15 protein-coding genes are annotated in these 15,619 nt (G+C 64.5%); 10 read left to right on the forward strand and 5 right to left on the reverse strand.

All coding sequences use genetic code 11. The features are described from left to right. Nucleotides 1-18: 18 nt before the first annotated feature. The 4 genes from trkA to M1E10_RS16305 all read left to right on the forward strand — a co-directional run bounded on the left by trkA (nt 19) and on the right by M1E10_RS16305 (nt 3,899). Complete coding sequence (gene trkA / locus M1E10_RS16290) at nt 19-1,395, forward strand: Trk system potassium transport protein TrkA (protein ID WP_499173866.1); 1,377 nt, start codon at nt 19-21, stop codon at nt 1,393-1,395. 171 nt (nt 1,396-1,566) lie between these two features. Next, nucleotides 1,567-1,809 carry an RNA chaperone Hfq gene (gene hfq, locus M1E10_RS16295; RefSeq protein WP_029620765.1) on the forward strand — a complete coding sequence of 81 codons (243 nt, stop codon included), beginning with the start codon at nt 1,567-1,569 and terminating at the stop codon, nt 1,807-1,809. Between the two features lie 44 nt (nt 1,810-1,853). Beyond that, nucleotides 1,854-3,227 carry an HflX GTPase family protein gene (gene hflX / locus M1E10_RS16300; RefSeq protein WP_499173867.1) on the forward strand — a complete coding sequence of 458 codons (1,374 nt, stop codon included), beginning with the start codon at nt 1,854-1,856 and terminating at the stop codon, nt 3,225-3,227. An 87-nt stretch (nt 3,228-3,314) separates the two neighbouring features. Beyond that, the gene (locus M1E10_RS16305; RefSeq protein WP_499173868.1) at nt 3,315-3,899 is read left to right on the forward strand and encodes a YdeI/OmpD-associated family protein; all 585 of its coding nucleotides are present in this window, start codon (nt 3,315-3,317) and stop codon (nt 3,897-3,899) included. Nucleotides 3,900-3,929: 30 nt separating this feature from the next. Here M1E10_RS16305 and M1E10_RS16310 read toward each other — a convergent pair whose 3' ends face one another. After that, nucleotides 3,930-4,679: an SDR family oxidoreductase gene (locus tag M1E10_RS16310; protein ID WP_499173869.1), complete on the reverse strand. Its 750-nt coding sequence runs from the start codon at nt 4,677-4,679 to the stop codon at nt 3,930-3,932. A gap of 93 nt (nt 4,680-4,772) precedes the next feature. Here M1E10_RS16310 and M1E10_RS16315 point away from each other — a divergent pair, with 93 nt between their 5' ends. After that, nucleotides 4,773-5,693 (forward strand): cupin domain-containing protein, encoded by a 921-nt coding sequence (locus M1E10_RS16315; protein ID WP_499173870.1) that lies wholly within the window; start codon nt 4,773-4,775, stop codon nt 5,691-5,693. A gap of 4 nt (nt 5,694-5,697) precedes the next feature. Here M1E10_RS16315 and mazG read toward each other — a convergent pair whose 3' ends face one another. Both mazG and M1E10_RS16325 read right to left on the reverse strand, forming a co-directional pair. Then, nucleotides 5,698-6,522, reverse strand: a complete 825-nt coding sequence (gene mazG, locus M1E10_RS16320) for a nucleoside triphosphate pyrophosphohydrolase (protein WP_499173871.1) — start codon at nt 6,520-6,522, stop codon at nt 5,698-5,700. 23 nt (nt 6,523-6,545) lie between these two features. Beyond that, nucleotides 6,546-7,127 (reverse strand): tRNA-specific adenosine deaminase, encoded by a 582-nt coding sequence (locus tag M1E10_RS16325; RefSeq protein WP_499177205.1) that lies wholly within the window; start codon nt 7,125-7,127, stop codon nt 6,546-6,548. Nucleotides 7,128-7,338: 211 nt separating this feature from the next. Between M1E10_RS16325 and cysG the strand changes: the two genes are divergently transcribed. The 5 genes from cysG to M1E10_RS16350 all read left to right on the forward strand — a co-directional run bounded on the left by cysG (nt 7,339) and on the right by M1E10_RS16350 (nt 12,284). Further along, entirely contained in the window at nt 7,339-8,775 is a 1,437-nt protein-coding gene (cysG, locus tag M1E10_RS16330; protein WP_499173872.1) for a siroheme synthase family protein, read from the forward strand. Then, nucleotides 8,772-9,086, forward strand: a complete 315-nt coding sequence (locus tag M1E10_RS16335) for a DUF2849 domain-containing protein (protein ID WP_499173873.1) — start codon at nt 8,772-8,774, stop codon at nt 9,084-9,086. Before cysG ends, M1E10_RS16335 begins: the two co-directional genes overlap by 4 nt. Nucleotides 9,087-9,093: 7 nt before the next feature. Next, on the forward strand, nt 9,094-10,764 hold the full coding sequence (locus M1E10_RS16340) for a nitrite/sulfite reductase (RefSeq protein WP_499173874.1): 1,671 nt from the start codon (nt 9,094-9,096) through the stop codon (nt 10,762-10,764). A 14-nt stretch (nt 10,765-10,778) separates the two neighbouring features. Further along, a complete protein-coding gene (locus tag M1E10_RS16345; RefSeq protein ID WP_499173875.1) occupies nt 10,779-11,312 on the forward strand; it encodes a DUF934 domain-containing protein in 534 nt (177 codons plus the stop codon). A 135-nt stretch (nt 11,313-11,447) separates the two neighbouring features. Continuing rightward, nucleotides 11,448-12,284: a ferredoxin--NADP reductase gene (locus tag M1E10_RS16350; RefSeq protein ID WP_499173876.1), complete on the forward strand. Its 837-nt coding sequence runs from the start codon at nt 11,448-11,450 to the stop codon at nt 12,282-12,284. Between the two features lie 120 nt (nt 12,285-12,404). On the opposite strand, the gene M1E10_RS16355 is transcribed toward M1E10_RS16350, so the two are convergent. Both M1E10_RS16355 and M1E10_RS16360 read right to left on the reverse strand, forming a co-directional pair. Next, nucleotides 12,405-12,797: a hypothetical protein gene (locus tag M1E10_RS16355; protein ID WP_499173877.1), complete on the reverse strand. Its 393-nt coding sequence runs from the start codon at nt 12,795-12,797 to the stop codon at nt 12,405-12,407. A gap of 1,313 nt (nt 12,798-14,110) precedes the next feature. Beyond that, nucleotides 14,111-14,563 carry a YqhG/Tai3 family protein gene (locus M1E10_RS16360; RefSeq protein ID WP_499173878.1) on the reverse strand — a complete coding sequence of 151 codons (453 nt, stop codon included), beginning with the start codon at nt 14,561-14,563 and terminating at the stop codon, nt 14,111-14,113. Between the last annotated feature and the right edge of the window lie 1,056 nt (nt 14,564-15,619).

Below are 15,619 nucleotides of genomic sequence, written 5' to 3' on the forward strand. Positions count from 1 at the left end.
ACCGACGAAAGAGCAAGCATGAAAGTCATCATTTGCGGGGCAGGCCAGGTGGGCTACGGCATCGCCGAGCGCCTGTCGCAGGAGGATAACGACGTCTCCGTCATCGACACGTCCGCCTCGCTGATCAATGCCATCACCGAATCGCTGGATGTGCGCGGCTATGTCGGCCACGGCGCTCATCCGGACGTTTTGGCCAAGGCCGGCGCCGAGCAGGCGGACATGATCATCGCCGTGACCCTCTACGACGAGGTCAACATCGTCGCCTGCGAAGTCGCCCACGCCCTCTTTAACGTTCCCACCAAGATTGCCCGTATCCGCGCCCAGGCCTATCTGCAGCCGGAATATGCCGATCTCTTCAGCCGCCAGAACATGTCGATCGACGTGACGATCTCGCCGGAGATCGAAGTCGGCAAGATGGTGCTGCGCCGCATCTCCTTCCCCGGCGCCACCGACATCGTCCGCTTCGCCGAGGACTCGATCGCCATGGTGGCGATCGAATGCATGGAGGATTGCCCGGTCCTCAACACGCCGCTGCATCAGCTGAGCCAGCTCTTCCCGGACCTGATGGCGACCGTCGTCGGCATCTTCCGTGATGGCCACCTCTCGGTCGCCCATTCCGGCGACCAGCTGCATGCGGGCGATCTCGCCTATGTCATCTGCCAGCGCGAACACGTACGCCGCACCCTCGGTCTCTTCGGCCACGAGGAGCAGGAGGCCCGCCGCATCATCATCGCCGGCGGTGGCAACATCGGCCATTTCGTCGCCCGCACCATCGAGGAGCACCAGCCGAAGACCCGGCTGAAGATCATCGAGACCGATCGCGAGAAGGCGGTTGCCGTCTCCGAGCAGCTGCGCAATACCGTCGTCCTGCACGGATCGGCGCTCGACCAGAACATCCTCCTGCAGGCCGATGTCCAGGACGCCGACCTGATGGTGACGCTTACCAACAGCGACCAGATCAACATCCTTGGCGCGGTCATGGCCAAATCGCTCGGCTGCAAGTCGAACCTCGTGCTGATCAACAGCTCCTCGCTCAACAACGTCACCAAGTCGCTCGGCATCGACGCCCAGATCAACCCGCGCGCCGTCACCATCTCGCGCGTCCTGCAGCACGTGCGCAAGGGCCGCATCCGCTCCGTCTATGCGGTACAGCAGGGGTCCGCGGAGGTGATCGAGGCCGAGGCGCTGGAAACCTCGCCGCTCGTCGGACGCCCGTTCCGCGACCTCGAACTGCCCGACGGCATCCGCATCGGCGCCATCTACCGCGATGGCGCGGTGATCCGCCCCAGCGGCGATACGAAGATCAAGGCCAAGGACCGGGTCGTGCTGTTCTCCACCGCTGAGGCGGTCAAGAACGTCGAGCAGATGTTCCGCGTCTCCATTCAGTATTTCTAAGACAACGGGACGACGCTGAACTTTAGGAGTGCCTTTTTGCACGTTGCGGAAAACACGGCGATTTGATAACGAAGTTTTAGGGGAGGGAAGCACGAGGGCGCTTCCCAATCATCTCTTGACAGCTAGATCATGATCCGGCCGACGGCCGGCAAAATAGAAAGAAGCGGCGCCATGGCGGAACGTTCTCAGAACCTGCAGGACTTATTTCTCAATACAGTCCGCAAACAGAAGATTTCCCTGACTATTTTCCTGATCAACGGGGTGAAGCTCACAGGTGTCGTGACCTCCTTCGACAACTTCTGTGTCCTTCTTCGCCGTGACGGACATTCGCAACTCGTGTATAAGCACGCCATCTCCACCATCATGCCCGGCCAGCCGATGCAGATGTTCGAGAGCGAAGAAACCGCCGCATAACAGGACAACTACAGATTTCAAATCGCGATACTTCCAATGAATCGATGATCCCGGAGACCGAGCGTCACCGGGACGACATGCGTGCCGTCGTCATGGTGCCGGTCCTCAAGCAGGGCCGTTCCGCCCGCTCGGCACAGGCCGATTCCGCATCCCCGTCGCCGCAGCGGTCCGACGAGGCGCGTCTCGAGGAGGCCATCGGCCTTGCCCGGGCGATCGACCTGACGATCGTGCAGGGCCTGGTCGTGCCGGTCGCCCAGCCGAAGCCCGGGACCCTGTTGGGCAGCGGCAAGATCGAGGAGATCAAGGCGCTGCTCGACGAGCACGACGCCGGCCTCGTCATCGTCGACCACCCGCTGACCCCCGTGCAGCAGCGCAACCTCGAGAAGGAATGGAACGCCAAGGTCATCGACCGGACGGGCCTCATCCTCGAGATCTTCGGCCGCCGTGCCTCCACCAAGGAAGGCACGCTGCAGGTCGATCTGGCGCATCTGAACTACCAGAAGGGCCGACTCGTGCGCAGCTGGACCCACCTGGAACGCCAGCGCGGCGGTGCAGGCTTCATGGGCGGCCCCGGCGAAACCCAGATCGAGGCCGACCGTCGGCTGCTGCAGGACCGCATCGTCAAGCTGGAGCGCGAGCTCGAGCAGGTGGTGCGCACCCGCCAGCTGCATCGCGCCAAGCGCCGCAAGGTGCCGCATCCGATCGTGGCGCTCGTCGGCTACACCAACGCCGGCAAGTCGACGCTCTTTAACCGCATCACCGGTGCCGGCGTGCTGGCCGAGGACATGCTGTTTGCAACGCTCGACCCGACGCTGCGCCGGATGAAGCTGCCGCATGGCCGCACCGTCATCCTCTCCGATACCGTCGGCTTCATCTCCAACCTGCCGACCCACCTCGTGGCCGCCTTCCGCGCCACGCTGGAAGAGGTGCTGGAGGCCGACCTGATCCTGCATGTCCGCGACATGTCCGACCCCGACAATGCCGCCCAGTCCGGCGACGTGCTGCGCATCCTCACCGATCTCGGCATCGACGAGAAGGAGCGCGAGAAGCGCATCATCGAGGTCTGGAACAAGATCGACCGGCTCGACCCGGAAGCCCATGATGCGCTCATTGAGCGCGCCCATGGTCGCGATGACATCATGGCCGTCTCCGCCGTCAGCGGCGAGGGCGTCGAACCGCTGATGGAAGAGATCTCCAGGCGCCTCTCCGGCGTCCTCACCGAGGCGACGATCACGATTCCGGCCGACAAGCTGGCGCTGGTCTCCTGGGTCTACGAGAACGCCATCGTCGATGGCCGCGAAGACCTCGAGGATGGAGCCGTCGAACTCGACGTCCGCCTCTCGGACGGCCAGGCCGTCGAGCTGGAGCGCAAGCTCGGCAACGGCCAGAAGCCGGAAAAGGAAGACTGGGAGCGGTAACCGCGCCCGGTCTGCGCCACGCACGTCGATCCTGTTGAAGGATCGGCGGCGATCGCGTTACATGTGGCGTCAGACGTGGAGGTCACCATGGATGATGCTGGCAGGATCGAAGCCTTCTTTGCGCAACAAGACCGATGGCAGGCTGAGCTCGACGCGCTTCGGTCCATCCTCCTCGACTGTGGCCTGACGGAAGAGTTCAAGTGGAGCTCGCCCTGCTACACGGTCGATGGCGGCAATGTCGCGCTCCTCTGGGGCTTCAAGGACAGCGCCACACTCGGCTTCTTCAAGGGCGTCCTCCTCAAGGATCCAGCCGGGCTTCTCGTGGCGCCCGGCGAGAACTCACGCTCCTCGCGCGTTATGCGCTTCACGGCGCTCTCGCAGATCATCGAAACGGAAGCATCGATCCGCGACTATCTCCGCGAAGCAATGCAGCTCGAGGTGGTCGGAGCCCGGGTCGATCTGCCGAAGGACGATCTGGCCTACCCCGAGGAGCTGGTGGCGGCGCTCGAGGACGATCCTGATCTGCAGACCGCCTTCGACGCCCTGACGCCCGGCCGCCGACGCGGCTACATCCTCCATTTCTCTCAGCCGAAGCAGCCCGCCACGCGCCAGTCGCGCATCGCGAAGAGCCGCGACCGTATCCTGGCCGGCAAGGGCATGCACGACCGCTAGGGCCGGCGGCTCCCTTGGCCGGCGCCGGCCTTACTCTGCCAGTGCCACAGCATCCGCGCCGGCGGGGATCCGCATGCGCGAAGCGGCATCGGTAGCCGCCTGCCAGACGGCTGCCACCACGTCGGCCGATTGGGTGACCGGTGCATCCGATGACTGCTCTTGGGGTGCGAAGACACCGGCCACAAAGTCGGAATAGGCCGCCGGAAATCCGCCTTGCCCCTGGATGCGGGCCCGCGCCGTGTCGCCGAAGCTGGTCTGCGGCGCCCGTCCCGGCAGAACCACCCGGACCCTCACGTTGAACGGCTCGAGTTCCAGCGCCATGGACTCCGTGAAAGCGTTCACGGCCGCTTTGCTGGCGGTATAGGCGGACAGAAGCGGCAGCGGCTTCAGCGTCACGCTGGAGGTGACGTTGACGATGACGCCCGCCCGGCGTTCGCGCATCTGCGGCAGCACCGCCTGCATCATGGCGATCGTGCCGAAGGTGTTCGTCTCGAAGACGTCCCGCACGGTCTCCATCGGCGTCCCTTCCACCGCGTTCATCCAGCCGATGCCGGCATTGTTCACCAGGACGTCGATCGGACCGGCCGCTTCGACGGCGACGCGGATGCTCTCGGCGTCGCGCACGTCCAGCGCCAGAACCTTCAGATTGGCGGAGGCGGGGAGGATGTCGTTCCGCGGCGTGCGCATCGTCGCGACCACCCGCCAACCCTTGTCGAGGAAGAACTTCGCGATTTCGAGGCCGAAGCCGGACGAGCAGCCGGTGATGAGAATGGTTTTCATGTCTGTCTCCTTCATTGTGGATGACAGATCATGGACCGCAATGAGGATATCATCTATAATCGGAAATAGAGTATTCATTATCAGGAGTATCGTTTGCTGGATCCTCTAGCCGAAATCGTCGGCGTCCTCGCGCCTGCTGCGCCTTTGTCCAAGGTGGTCAGCGGCGCAGGCGCCTGGCGCGTCGACCGCCTTGAACGCGGCGAACCCTTCTATTGCGTGGTTCTTGAAGGGAGCGCTCGCCTCTCCGTACAGGGGCATCCGACCATCACCTTGCAGGAGGGGGACTTCATTTTGATCCCGGCCGCCTTCGCCTTCACCATGGCGGGCATGGCCGAGACCGATGATGATCTGCAGGGGACGGTCACCATGCGTGAGGGAGAGACGCGGCATGGCAATCCCGAGGGTCCCGCCGACGTCCGGTTGCTGATCGGCCATTTTGTCTTTGGTTCGCCCGACAGCGACCTGCTCGTTTCCCTGCTGCCGCAACTCCTGCACATCCGTGGCGAGCCCCGGCTGTCGACGATCGTCCGGCTGATCACGGACGAGGCCCGCACGCAGCGGCCGGCGCGGGAGATGATCCTTGCCCGTCTGTTGGAGGTCCTGCTTTTGGAGGCGCTGCGTTCGACCGCCGCGGAGGCGGCGCCCAGCGGGATCCTGCGGGCACTGGCAGATCCGCGTCTCGCACTGGCCATCCGTCACCTGCACCAGGATCCGGCACGGCCATGGACCGTCGAACAGATGGCGCAGGTGGCGGCCCTCTCACGCTCGGCCTTCTTCAACCGGTTTCGGCAGAAGCTGGGCGTGGCGCCGATGGAATATCTGACATCCTGGCGCATGGCGCTGGCCAGGAACCTGCTGCGGAACGGGCAGGCCGGGCTGCAGGAGATTGCCGAGAGCATCGGCTACGGTTCCGCCAGTGCTTTCAGCACCGCATTCACCCGGCTGGTCGGACTGCCGCCCTCGCGATATGCCGAACAGGCGGGTGCGGCCAGCCGTGCCTCCGCCGCTGCTTGAGCCGCTACCGTTCCCCGAGCTTCGCCGCCTGCCACAGCGCTTCCATCCGCTCCAGCGTCGCGCCCTGCAGGGTTTCACCTGACTTCTGAAGTTCCGTTTCGATGTAGCTGAATCGGCGACGGAACTTCGTGTTGGTGCCGCGCAGTGCATCCTCCGGATCGGCATCCACATGGCGGCCGATGTTGGCCAGCGCGAAGATCAGATCGCCGAGTTCGTCGGCCACCTTGTCCTGGCGTCCGCCGCGCAGGGCCTCGCGCAGCTCGCCGATCTCCTCCTCGATCTTGTCGAGGATCGGCTCGGCCTCCGACCAGTCGAAGCCGACCTGCGCCGCCTTCTGCTGCAGCTTCAGCGCCTCCGTCAGCGCCGGCTGGCTGCGCTGCACGCTGCCGAGGAAGCCCGCCTTGAAGTCTTCCGTGACGCCGCGGCGTGCCCGACGTTCGGCCCGCTCGCGCTTCTCCTCCGCCTTAATCTCGTCCCACTGAACCTTGACCGCATCCGGCGTCATTTCGTCGGAGCGGGCGAAGACGTGCGGGTGGCGGCGGATCATCTTTCGGGTGACGGCCTCGACGACGTCGCCGAAGGCAAACTGTCCGGCCTCTTCGGCGATGCGCGCGTGGTAGACCACCTGCAGCAGCAGGTCGCCCAGCTCGTCGCAGAGGTCGTCGGGATCCTTGCGCTCGATGGCGTCGGCCACCTCATAGGCCTCCTCGATCGTATAGGGCTTGATCGTCTCGAAGGTCTGGACGATGTCCCAGGGGCAGCCGGTCTCGGGGTCGCGCAGCGCCACCATGATCTCGATCAGGCGGGAGATGTCTTTGGAAGCGTCCATGGGATGTCGTCCTGGTCTCGGGTTCAGCGGAGCGGGATGGCGTTGTCGGCCTTGCCGGACTGGTAGGCGTCGGACAGCCGGTCGTAGGCGGTGCGGATCCGGGCCGACTGCGCCTGCAGCGCCGCCCGCTGCGGTTCCTCCTCGGTCTCCACCAGTTCGCTGAGTGCAAAGGAGCGCCAGAAGGCGTTCTGGCGGCGATATCCGCCCGGTTCCAGCCCGAACACCTCCTTCAGGATCTTCAGGTCGTGCGGAATGGCAAAGGCGTCGCGGCTGTCCTCGTGGCTGAAGAAATAATAGAAGTTGTCGAAGCCGGCCCAGGTGATCGCCGACATGCACATGGTGCAGGGTTCGTGGGTGGAGAGGAAGATCAGCTCCTTCGTGTCCGGCTTTTCGCCAAGCTCGTGGAAGCGCTTCAGCGCATGCACCTCGCCGTGCCAGAGCGGGTTCTCCAGTTCGTTGTTGGTCTCGGCGACGACGAGCGACAGGTCGGACTTTTTCAGGATGGCCGCGCCGAACACCTTGTTGCCGGTCGCAACGCCCGCTCGCGTGAGCGGCAGGATGTCCTGTTCGATGACGTCGAGCAGGCGAGAGGCAATGTCAGGGATCAGGGGTGTCATGGCGGAAGAATCCTGTAGCGGGGAGGTGCAGTGCGGCGCTGTCGGCGGCCCGGCTGATAATGGGGGCTCCGGTGGCTTTTACTCAAGAACGCGGGTCAGCGGGAACAGAAATGTTCACCTCCTTGCGAAACCGCACTACAGTTTCTTCTGTCCGTTTGCCCGATGGGCGATAGTAGCGGTTCAGAATTGGGAAGGCCGCATGTCCAGCAACCTTTTGACCGTGTTTCCAGCATTCTTCCGCGTCAGCGGCAAGACCGTCGCCATCTTTGGCGATGGTGACGAGGCCTATGCCAAGGTCCGGCTGCTGCGCAACACCGACGCCCGGATCGTCGCCTATGCGGCCAACCCGGAGGCCGACTACCATGCCTATCTCACAACCCATGGCGTCGAAACCGTCAGGGCGGGCTTTTGCCTCGGTCATCTGGCTGGCGTGACGCTGGTCTTTGCGGCCACCGGCGACGAACTGCAGGATCAGGCGATTGTCAGAGCCGCGCGCGCTGCGAAAATCCCGGCCAATGCTGTCGACCAGCCGGACTATTGCGACTTCCTGACGCCGGCGCTCGTCAACCGTGCCCCGGTCGCGGTGGCCATCGGCACCGAAGGCGCAGGCCCTGTGCTGGGGCAGATGATCCGCGCCCGGGTCGACCAGATGCTGTCGCCCTCGCTCGGCCGGCTGGCCTCGCTTGCCGTCGACTACCGCGATGCCGTCGAGCGGCATATCCCCAAGGGCGTCTCGCGCCGCGTCTTCTGGCGCCGCTTCTTCACCGGCACCGTGGCCGACAGCGTTGATGCCGGCGATATCGCTGCAGCGCGCCACTGCGCCGACGACCTTCTTGCCGGTTCCGGCCGCGTCGAAGGCCACGTCTGGCTGGTGGGTGCCGGTCCGGGCGCCGAGGACCTGCTGACGCTGCGCGCCCAGCGCGTGCTGATGGAGGCCGACGTCATCGTCTTCGATGCGCTCGTGCCGCAGGCAATCGTCGATATGGGCCGCCGCGATGCCGAGCGCCTGTCGGTCGGCAAGCGCAAGAACTGTCACTCGAAATCCCAGGACGAGATCAACCGGCTGCTGGTGCGGCTGGGCTCCGAGGGCAAGCGGGTGGTGCGCCTGAAGTCCGGCGATCCGCTCGTCTACGGCCGCGCTGCCGAGGAGATGGCGGCGCTGCGCGAAGCCGGCATCACCTATGAGATCGTCCCGGGCATTACCTCCGCCTTCGCCGCTGCCGCCGATTTCGAGCTGCCGCTGACGCTGCGCGGGGTTGCCTCCTCGCTGATCTTCACCACCGGCCACGACCTGACCGGCGACGTTCTGCCCGACTGGGCAAGCCTTGCCATCTCCGGCGCGACCGTCGCCGTCTACATGGGCCGCACGGTGGCCGCCTCCGTCGCCGGACGGCTGATGGACGCCGGACTTTCGCCCGACACTACCGTCGCCGTGGTGGAAAACGCCAGCCGTGCCGACCGGCGCCTGTTCCATGGCGTGCTGCGGCAACTGCCTGACCTTCAGACGCGCGATGATCTGACAGGGCCGGTGATGGTGATCATCGGCGAGGCCGTCGCCGGCGCCAATTTCGAAAAGTCAGCGCCTTTGTCCGCCCGGACATCTATGACGCTCCAGGAAGTGGAAAACCAACGATGACAGACAAGGTGCTGACCGCCAACCGGCTGAGCGACGGGATTGCCGTCTGGCTCGATGCCAACGGCCAGTGGACGGAAAACCTGCAGGACGCGCTGGTGGCACGCCACGCCGAGGCCGAAGCCGCGCTGGCGGCCATCGGCAAGCGCGACTTTGCCGGCAACCTGGTGGTCGACGTCAATGTCATCGACGTGACCGAGGTCGACGGCAAGCTCTGGCCGACACGCCTGCGCGAGCGCATCCGCGCCGCCGGGCCCACCATGGAATACGCCGCCGGCTACAGCCCGGCCGACGCAGCCTTCATCGCAGTCTGAGGACATCATGTACCGCTACGACGAATTCGACCACGCCTTTGTCTCCAGCCGCGTCGAGCAGTTCCGCGACCAGGTGGAGCGCCGCCTGTCCGGCGAGCTTGCCGAGGACGCCTTCAAGCCGCTGCGCCTGATGAACGGCGTCTACCTGCAGCTGCACGCCTACATGCTGCGCGTCGCCATTCCCTACGGCACGCTGAACGGCCGGCAGATGCGCATGCTGGCACACATCGCCCGCAAGTACGACCGCGGCTACGGGCATTTCACGACGCGCCAGAACATCCAGTACAACTGGCCGAAGCTCTCGGACACGCCGGCGATCCTCTCGGAGCTCGCCAGCGTCGAGATGCATGCGCTGCAGACCTCCGGCAACTGCATCCGCAATGTCACCGCCGACCATTTCGCCGGCGCTGCCGCCGACGAGGTCGCCGATCCGCGGCCCTACGCCGAGATCCTGCGGCAGTGGTCCTCGGTCCACCCGGAGTTCTCTTTCCTGCCGCGCAAGTTCAAGATCGCCGTCACCGGCGCCGAGCGCGACCGCGCCGCGATCCAGGTCCACGACATCGGCCTGCACCTGAAGAAGGATGCCGACGGCCGGATCGGCTTTGCCGTCTACGTCGGCGGCGGGCAGGGGCGCACACCGCTGATCGCCAAGAAGATCCGCGACTTCCTGCCGGAAGAGGACCTCCTGACCTATACGACCGCGATCATGCGGGTCTACAACCTCCACGGCCGGCGCGACAACAAGTACAAGGCGCGCATCAAGATCCTCGTCCACGAGACCGGCGTCGAGGAGCTGACCCGCCAGGTCGAGGAGGAGTTCTCCCACCTGAAGGGCACCGAGCTGACGCTGCCCGAGGCAGATATCGAGGCGATCACCCGCTACTTCGCCCCGCCGCCGCTGCCGGAGCGGCCGGAAGGCTGGGCCCAATTGGCCGGCTGGAAGAAGCAGGACGAGGATTTCGCCCGCTGGGTGGGTCAGAACGTCCAGCCCCACAAGCACCCCGACTACGGCATGGTGACGGTGTCGCTAAAACCCATCGGCGGCATTCCGGGCGACGCCTCGGACGCCCAGATGGACGCCATCGCCGAGATCGCCGAGGACTATGCCTTCGACGAGATCCGCATCAGCCACGAGCAGAACGTCATCCTGCCGCATGTGGCGCTGGCCGACCTCGAGCCGGTCTACCGGGCGCTCGTCGCCCAGGGGCTGGCGACGGCGAATGCCGGGCTGATCACCGACATCATCGCCTGTCCGGGCCTGGACTACTGCGCGCTGGCGAACGCCCGCTCGATCCCCGTGGCGCAGGAGATCTCCACCCGGTTCGGCGATCCCGAGCGGCAGGCGGAGATCGGCGAGCTGAAGATCAAGATCTCCGGCTGCATCAATGCCTGCGGCCACCACCACGTCGGCCACATCGGCCTGCTCGGCGTCGAGAAGAAGGGCGCCGAGCTTTACCAGATCACGCTCGGCGGCTCCGGCGACGAACACACCTCGATCGGCGAGATCATCGGCCGCGGCTTTGAGCCGGAGCGGGTGACCGACGCGGTGGAGAAGATTGTCGACACCTACCTCGGCCTGCGGCTCTCCAAGGATGAGATCTTCCTGGAGGCCTACCGCCGCGTCGGGCCGCAGCCGTTCAAGGATGCGCTCTACGGCACGGCGGTGGAAGCGGCATGACGGAGGCGGGTGCAGTGACAAAGATCTGGCGGGAGACCGGCTTCGTCGAGGGCGATCCCTGGGTGATCGAGACCGAGGAACGCGAGGCGTCCGGCGACGAGAAGCCGCTCCTGACGCTCGACGCGCTGATCGAGAAGGCCGATGCCAGCAACGACACCGGGCTCGGCGTGCTGGTGAAGCCCGGCGACGACGTGCGGCGGCTGGAGCCCTATCTTGACCGCCTGGCGATCGTCGCGGTGGACTTCCCGGCCTTCAGCGACGGCCGCGCCTTCTCCCATGCGACGCTGCTGCGCGAGCGGCTCGGCTACAGACAAGAGCTGCGCGCCGTCGGCGACGTGCTGATCGACCAGGTGCCGCTGATGCTGCGCACCGGCATCGACAGCTTTGCCGTCACCAATGCCACGGCGCTGAAGCGGCTTTCCGAACACCGCCTGCCGGGGATCGATGAGCACTACCAGCCGGCCGCCCGGACGGAGGTTCGTCCCCGGGCCGAGGTGGCGGGCGAGGGCGCCGCCTACGCCTGGCGCCGCCGCTCCGTGTCGTCCTAAGGGGCGAAAAGCGGAGCCATTCGCACATATTTTCCGGGTCGGGCGCGGCATATGCACGCCCGTCCCTTCAAAAGCCGCGGCGGATGGTATATTTCGCTCGAGCGAGACCACAAGCTTAAGCGAGACGGAAGCCGCATGAACGCTCCAGCCAAGACGGACGAATTCGTTGCCCCCGAGGCAGCAGCCAGCAAGCCGGCGATTCCTGACAACGTCTATGCCGAGACGGTGCTGGCGGTGGAGCATTACACCGACCACCTGTTCCGCTTCCGCATGACACGGCCGGCGGGCTTCCGCTTCCGCTCCGGGGAATTTGCGATGATCGGCCTGATGGTCGGCGACAAGCCGATCTACCGCGCCTATTCGATCGCCAGCCCCTCCTGGGACGAGGAGCTGGAGTTCTTCTCCATCAAGGTGCCGGACGGGCCGCTGACCTCCCACCTGCAGAAGATCAAGCCGGGCGACACGGTGCTGATGCGCAAGAAGCCGACCGGCACGCTGGTGCTCGACGCGCTGACGCCGGGCAAGCGCCTCTACATGTTTTCCACCGGCACCGGCATCGCGCCGTTTGCGAGCCTCATCCGCGATCCGGAGACCTACGAGAAGTTCGAGGAGGTCATCCTCACCCACACCTGCCGCGAGGTGGCCGAGCTGAAATACGGCTTCGACCTGATGGCGGAGATCCGCGACCATGAGTTCCTGGCCGAGATCGTCGGGACCAAGCTGAAGCACTATCCGACCGCCACCCGCGAGGACTATCCCTTCCAGGGCCGCATCACCGACCTGATGGAGAGCGGCAAGCTCTACACCGACCTCGGCGTGCCGCCGCTCGATCCGGCGACCGACCGCGCCATGATCTGCGGCTCCACCGCCATGCTGAAGGACACCAAGGCGCTGCTGGAAGCCGCCGGCCTCACCGAGGGCGCCAACAACAAGCCCGCCGAGTTCGTCATCGAGAGGGCGTTTGTGGGGTGAGGAACGGTCGGGCGCCTGAGCGCCCGAGCCATCGATCCGGTGGATCGATGGCAGTGACGAACGCCCGAAGCCCAAGCGTAGGGCCGGGGGCGGTCCGTCATCCTCGACCCTCTTCCCGCCTCATCCTCGACCCTTTTTCCTCGACGTCCTCGCCTGTCGTTCCCGCTCCCGCCACGCCGCATCCCACTCCGCCCGGTTCCACCGTCCGGGTGACTTCCGGGCAATCGCGATCCCCAGGTCGTCCAGCGCCTTTTGCTCTCCGGCCTGTCCCTTGAAATACTCGGGGTTCGTGCCGAAAAAATTCTGCGCGAACCGCGCCGCGCGGTAGGCTTCGTCGAAGATCGCCCGCTGTTCGGCGGTCAGGTTGATCAGGCAGCAGGGCTCGCCATTGGCATTGCGGTGCCAGCTGCAGGCGTTGTTGCGCCGGCAGCAGCGCCGCCGGCAGACCTGGTGGGGCAGGGCGAGCATTTCCGCCGTGCGGCTGGCGAGTTTGGTGTCGATCCTGTCGGGCATGCGGGGGTCTCCTGTGGTTGGGGGTGTCGTTGGGGTCGTGGTCGCGCTGATCCTTCGAGGGTCGCTGCGCTCCCACCTCAGGATGAGGGCGGAGCGAGTGCTGCCATCGAAGCCCTCTCCTTGGGTTGAACCCGAGGACTGAGGTGCGCAGCCTGCAGGGCGGAGCCTCGAAGGGCGGGGGCGGGCACGCGACGCTGCTGACGGAAACACAAGACAGACTCCTCCCTTGGTGACGGCCAAAATTCTCGAAATTCGGACGGGGCGCTGAAAGCTGCCTCGTAAGTTTAGTTTATGTGGCACCTCTCAGCACCCCGTTCGGCGGTTTCTGCCCGCGACTTCGGTCTCTCTGCAAAGGTCTTCGGGAACGGTGCTCGTCTGGTTGCCAAAAGCCCGGGCGGACCAAGTTACCGCCAACACCTAAGGCACCTTCGCCGAACGCTCGCTGTCGCGACGGACGTATTCGTCCGGCGACACCAATCCCGAGACCCCCCCTGTGTGCCGCACAGGCACGCCCGGCGCGCGCTTTCGGGCTTCAAGAGACGAGGGTCCGGTCCGAAACCCCACGCCTCTCCCCGTGTCGCCGGAGGGAGACCATTTTCCGCGAACCCCGGAGGTGAGATTTTACGTCGTCCCCTCACCACCGGCGCCGGCCCCACCTCGCCGGCACGCCTGCCGGTGTATCCGAGAGCGGAACGGATGGATTTTAGGCATGGGTTGGGAGGGGGTGGATGTGGGTGCGCCACTTTTTCTTTCGTCATCCTCGGGCTTGACCCGAGGATGACTAACAGGCCAGCGACATCAACGGGTTAGGACGACTGGCGGCGGCGCGGGAAAATGATTTTGCGAGGAAGGCTTGGGTTTGGATCCTCGGATCAAGTCCGAGGATGACGAAAGCATGGGGCAGAGGGTGACGAAAGGATGGGGCGGAGGGTGACGAAAGGGCGGGACGGCGGATGACGACGGAGAGGGCGGTGCCACGGGTTCCCCCTCATCCTGGGGTGGACGGGCAAAGCCCGGCCCTCGAGGATCCGTCTTGCTCCGGCGTCCCGTGAGCCACCCATGGCACCTCCCTCTCTTTCGTCATCCTCGGACTTGATCCGAGGATCCACGCACAGGCCTGTGGGTCACCGGGTTATGCTTGAGGGAGTGTTGATGAGGCGGGGAGGGCTTGGGGTTGGATCCTCGGGTCATCCTCGGGTTTAACCCGAGGATGACGAAGGGATAGGCGGAGCACGACGTTCGGGGGGCGCTGAGCTCCCGGATCAAACCGAGACCGCGCCCCGCGGCGCCTTGCGGCTGGCCCTGCGTCCCGGCTATTGCCCGAGCAGCGCGCGCAGGCTCCAGGGGTATTCGCCCTGCTGTTGGGCGATGTCGTCCACCCGCCAGCTGCCGCGCTCGCGCACCAGCGTGTAATAGAGCGTCACCGGCTCGCCGTTGGTGAAGGAGACCTCCAGTTCGGCGATGTCGTCGAAGACGATCGGCGGGGAGAGTTCGATATCCTCCGCAGCACCATCCTGGCCGTTGATCACTGGATCGAAATCCAGGGCCCCGAGCTCGCCCTCGGGCGTCGCGTCGCGGTCGGCCTGCAGCAGGCGGTTCAGACCGCGCGAGAGGAAGGGGCTGTAGGGCGAGGGCGCGTCCGCCTTGGTCTCGGCCGTGTCATAGGCATAGAGCGCCTCGATCAGCGCCTCGGGGGTGTCGAAGGGCTGGGCCTGGGCGGGGAAAGCGAGGAGGTTGAGCGCGAGGAGGGTGGCGGGGAGGCGCATGGGGTGGGGTGCTTTCGTGGGACGGGGTGGTCGGGGGCGGGTGCTGCGGGGTGCCTCTCATCCTGCGGTGTATGGGGGAGGCTCGGGGCTTCGAGGGATGCGGCCTGTTCCGGGGGCGCGCGAGGCACCATAGCACTCGCTGGGTTTGGTCATCCTCGGGCAGGTTTCGACCGAGACCGACACTTGCTGACTTTAGAATTGAAGCAAACCCCTGCAACCAGCTTCAGCATAAAAGCCTGACCGCTCCCATCTGATGGGGCGGTTTTTAGATAAAGGGCGCAGGAATGTCGGGTATTTAGGAGGAAAGAGAGTCATATTCATGAACATCAAAGATGAAACGGTCGCGCCAAAATTTTACGGGTTGCTTTGTCCCATGGAACTACGAGGTATACGGCGCATCAGATTGATGTCTAACTTTGGGTCATAGTTGCGTAGTCATCGATAGGGTTCCGTATAGAATTTTATGACGCTTTCACAGCGAAATATATTTTATATGCTGATATTTTATTTCGCTAGCAACGTATATGGAAAGAACAATCCTGTTTTTGCGTGATGTTGAGGATTTTTATTCATACTGGCGGGGTGTGAATCTATAATCTTTAAATTGGATTGACTCGAAACGTAATTTTTAATTGAATAGTCCTGCATGAAGTCGGGGCGATGGGAATGCTATCGAAGTTCATTGAGATATTGTCGACGATACTAATAGTAACGCTAGTATCGGCATACTCCTCGCATGCCTTCCCTGGTGAGGGAGCTGCGCAAGATGGGCATGCGGCATCGTCTACGGAAACCTCAAATCGCGTCGGCAATGTAAGCGGAAATGCCGCAGAGACAGGTGGGAATGGATGTTACTTTGGTGAATGCCCAAGTGGACCGTCGCAGCCAACCACGCAACCTACGATTCCCACAACATCTCCCATCCCAGACAATCCACAACCGCAGGTGCCTCAGGGTACGATAACCGCGATTTGCCAGACACCTGTGCTGTGGTGCCGGCTGCCTATGGCTGTGCCAGCGGGCCAGAATTGTTGGTGTAACAGTCCTGTCGGCTTC

Source organism: Rhizobium sp. PK7-22 (assembly GCF_056530405.1).

Excerpts from the sequence above, each read along its gene's own strand:
- M1E10_RS16355 (WP_499173877.1), bottom strand. The coding sequence starts at position 12,797 with ATGCCCGACAGGATCGACACCAAACTCGCCAGCCGCACGGCGGAAATG.
- M1E10_RS16310 (WP_499173869.1), bottom strand. The coding sequence starts at position 4,679 with ATGAAAACCATTCTCATCACCGGCTGCTCGTCCGGCTTCGGCCTCGAA.
- trkA (WP_499173866.1), top strand. The coding sequence starts at position 19 with ATGAAAGTCATCATTTGCGGGGCAGGCCAGGTGGGCTACGGCATCGCC.
- hfq (WP_029620765.1), top strand. The coding sequence starts at position 1,567 with ATGGCGGAACGTTCTCAGAACCTGCAGGACTTATTTCTCAATACAGTC.
- cysG (WP_499173872.1), top strand. The coding sequence starts at position 7,339 with ATGTCCAGCAACCTTTTGACCGTGTTTCCAGCATTCTTCCGCGTCAGC.
- M1E10_RS16335 (WP_499173873.1), top strand. The coding sequence starts at position 8,772 with ATGACAGACAAGGTGCTGACCGCCAACCGGCTGAGCGACGGGATTGCC.
- hflX (WP_499173867.1), top strand. The coding sequence starts at position 1,854 with ATGATCCCGGAGACCGAGCGTCACCGGGACGACATGCGTGCCGTCGTC.
- M1E10_RS16350 (WP_499173876.1), top strand. The coding sequence starts at position 11,448 with ATGAACGCTCCAGCCAAGACGGACGAATTCGTTGCCCCCGAGGCAGCA.
- M1E10_RS16305 (WP_499173868.1), top strand. The coding sequence starts at position 3,315 with ATGGATGATGCTGGCAGGATCGAAGCCTTCTTTGCGCAACAAGACCGA.
- M1E10_RS16360 (WP_499173878.1), bottom strand. The coding sequence starts at position 14,563 with ATGCGCCTCCCCGCCACCCTCCTCGCGCTCAACCTCCTCGCTTTCCCC.
- M1E10_RS16340 (WP_499173874.1), top strand. The coding sequence starts at position 9,094 with ATGTACCGCTACGACGAATTCGACCACGCCTTTGTCTCCAGCCGCGTC.
- mazG (WP_499173871.1), bottom strand. The coding sequence starts at position 6,522 with ATGGACGCTTCCAAAGACATCTCCCGCCTGATCGAGATCATGGTGGCG.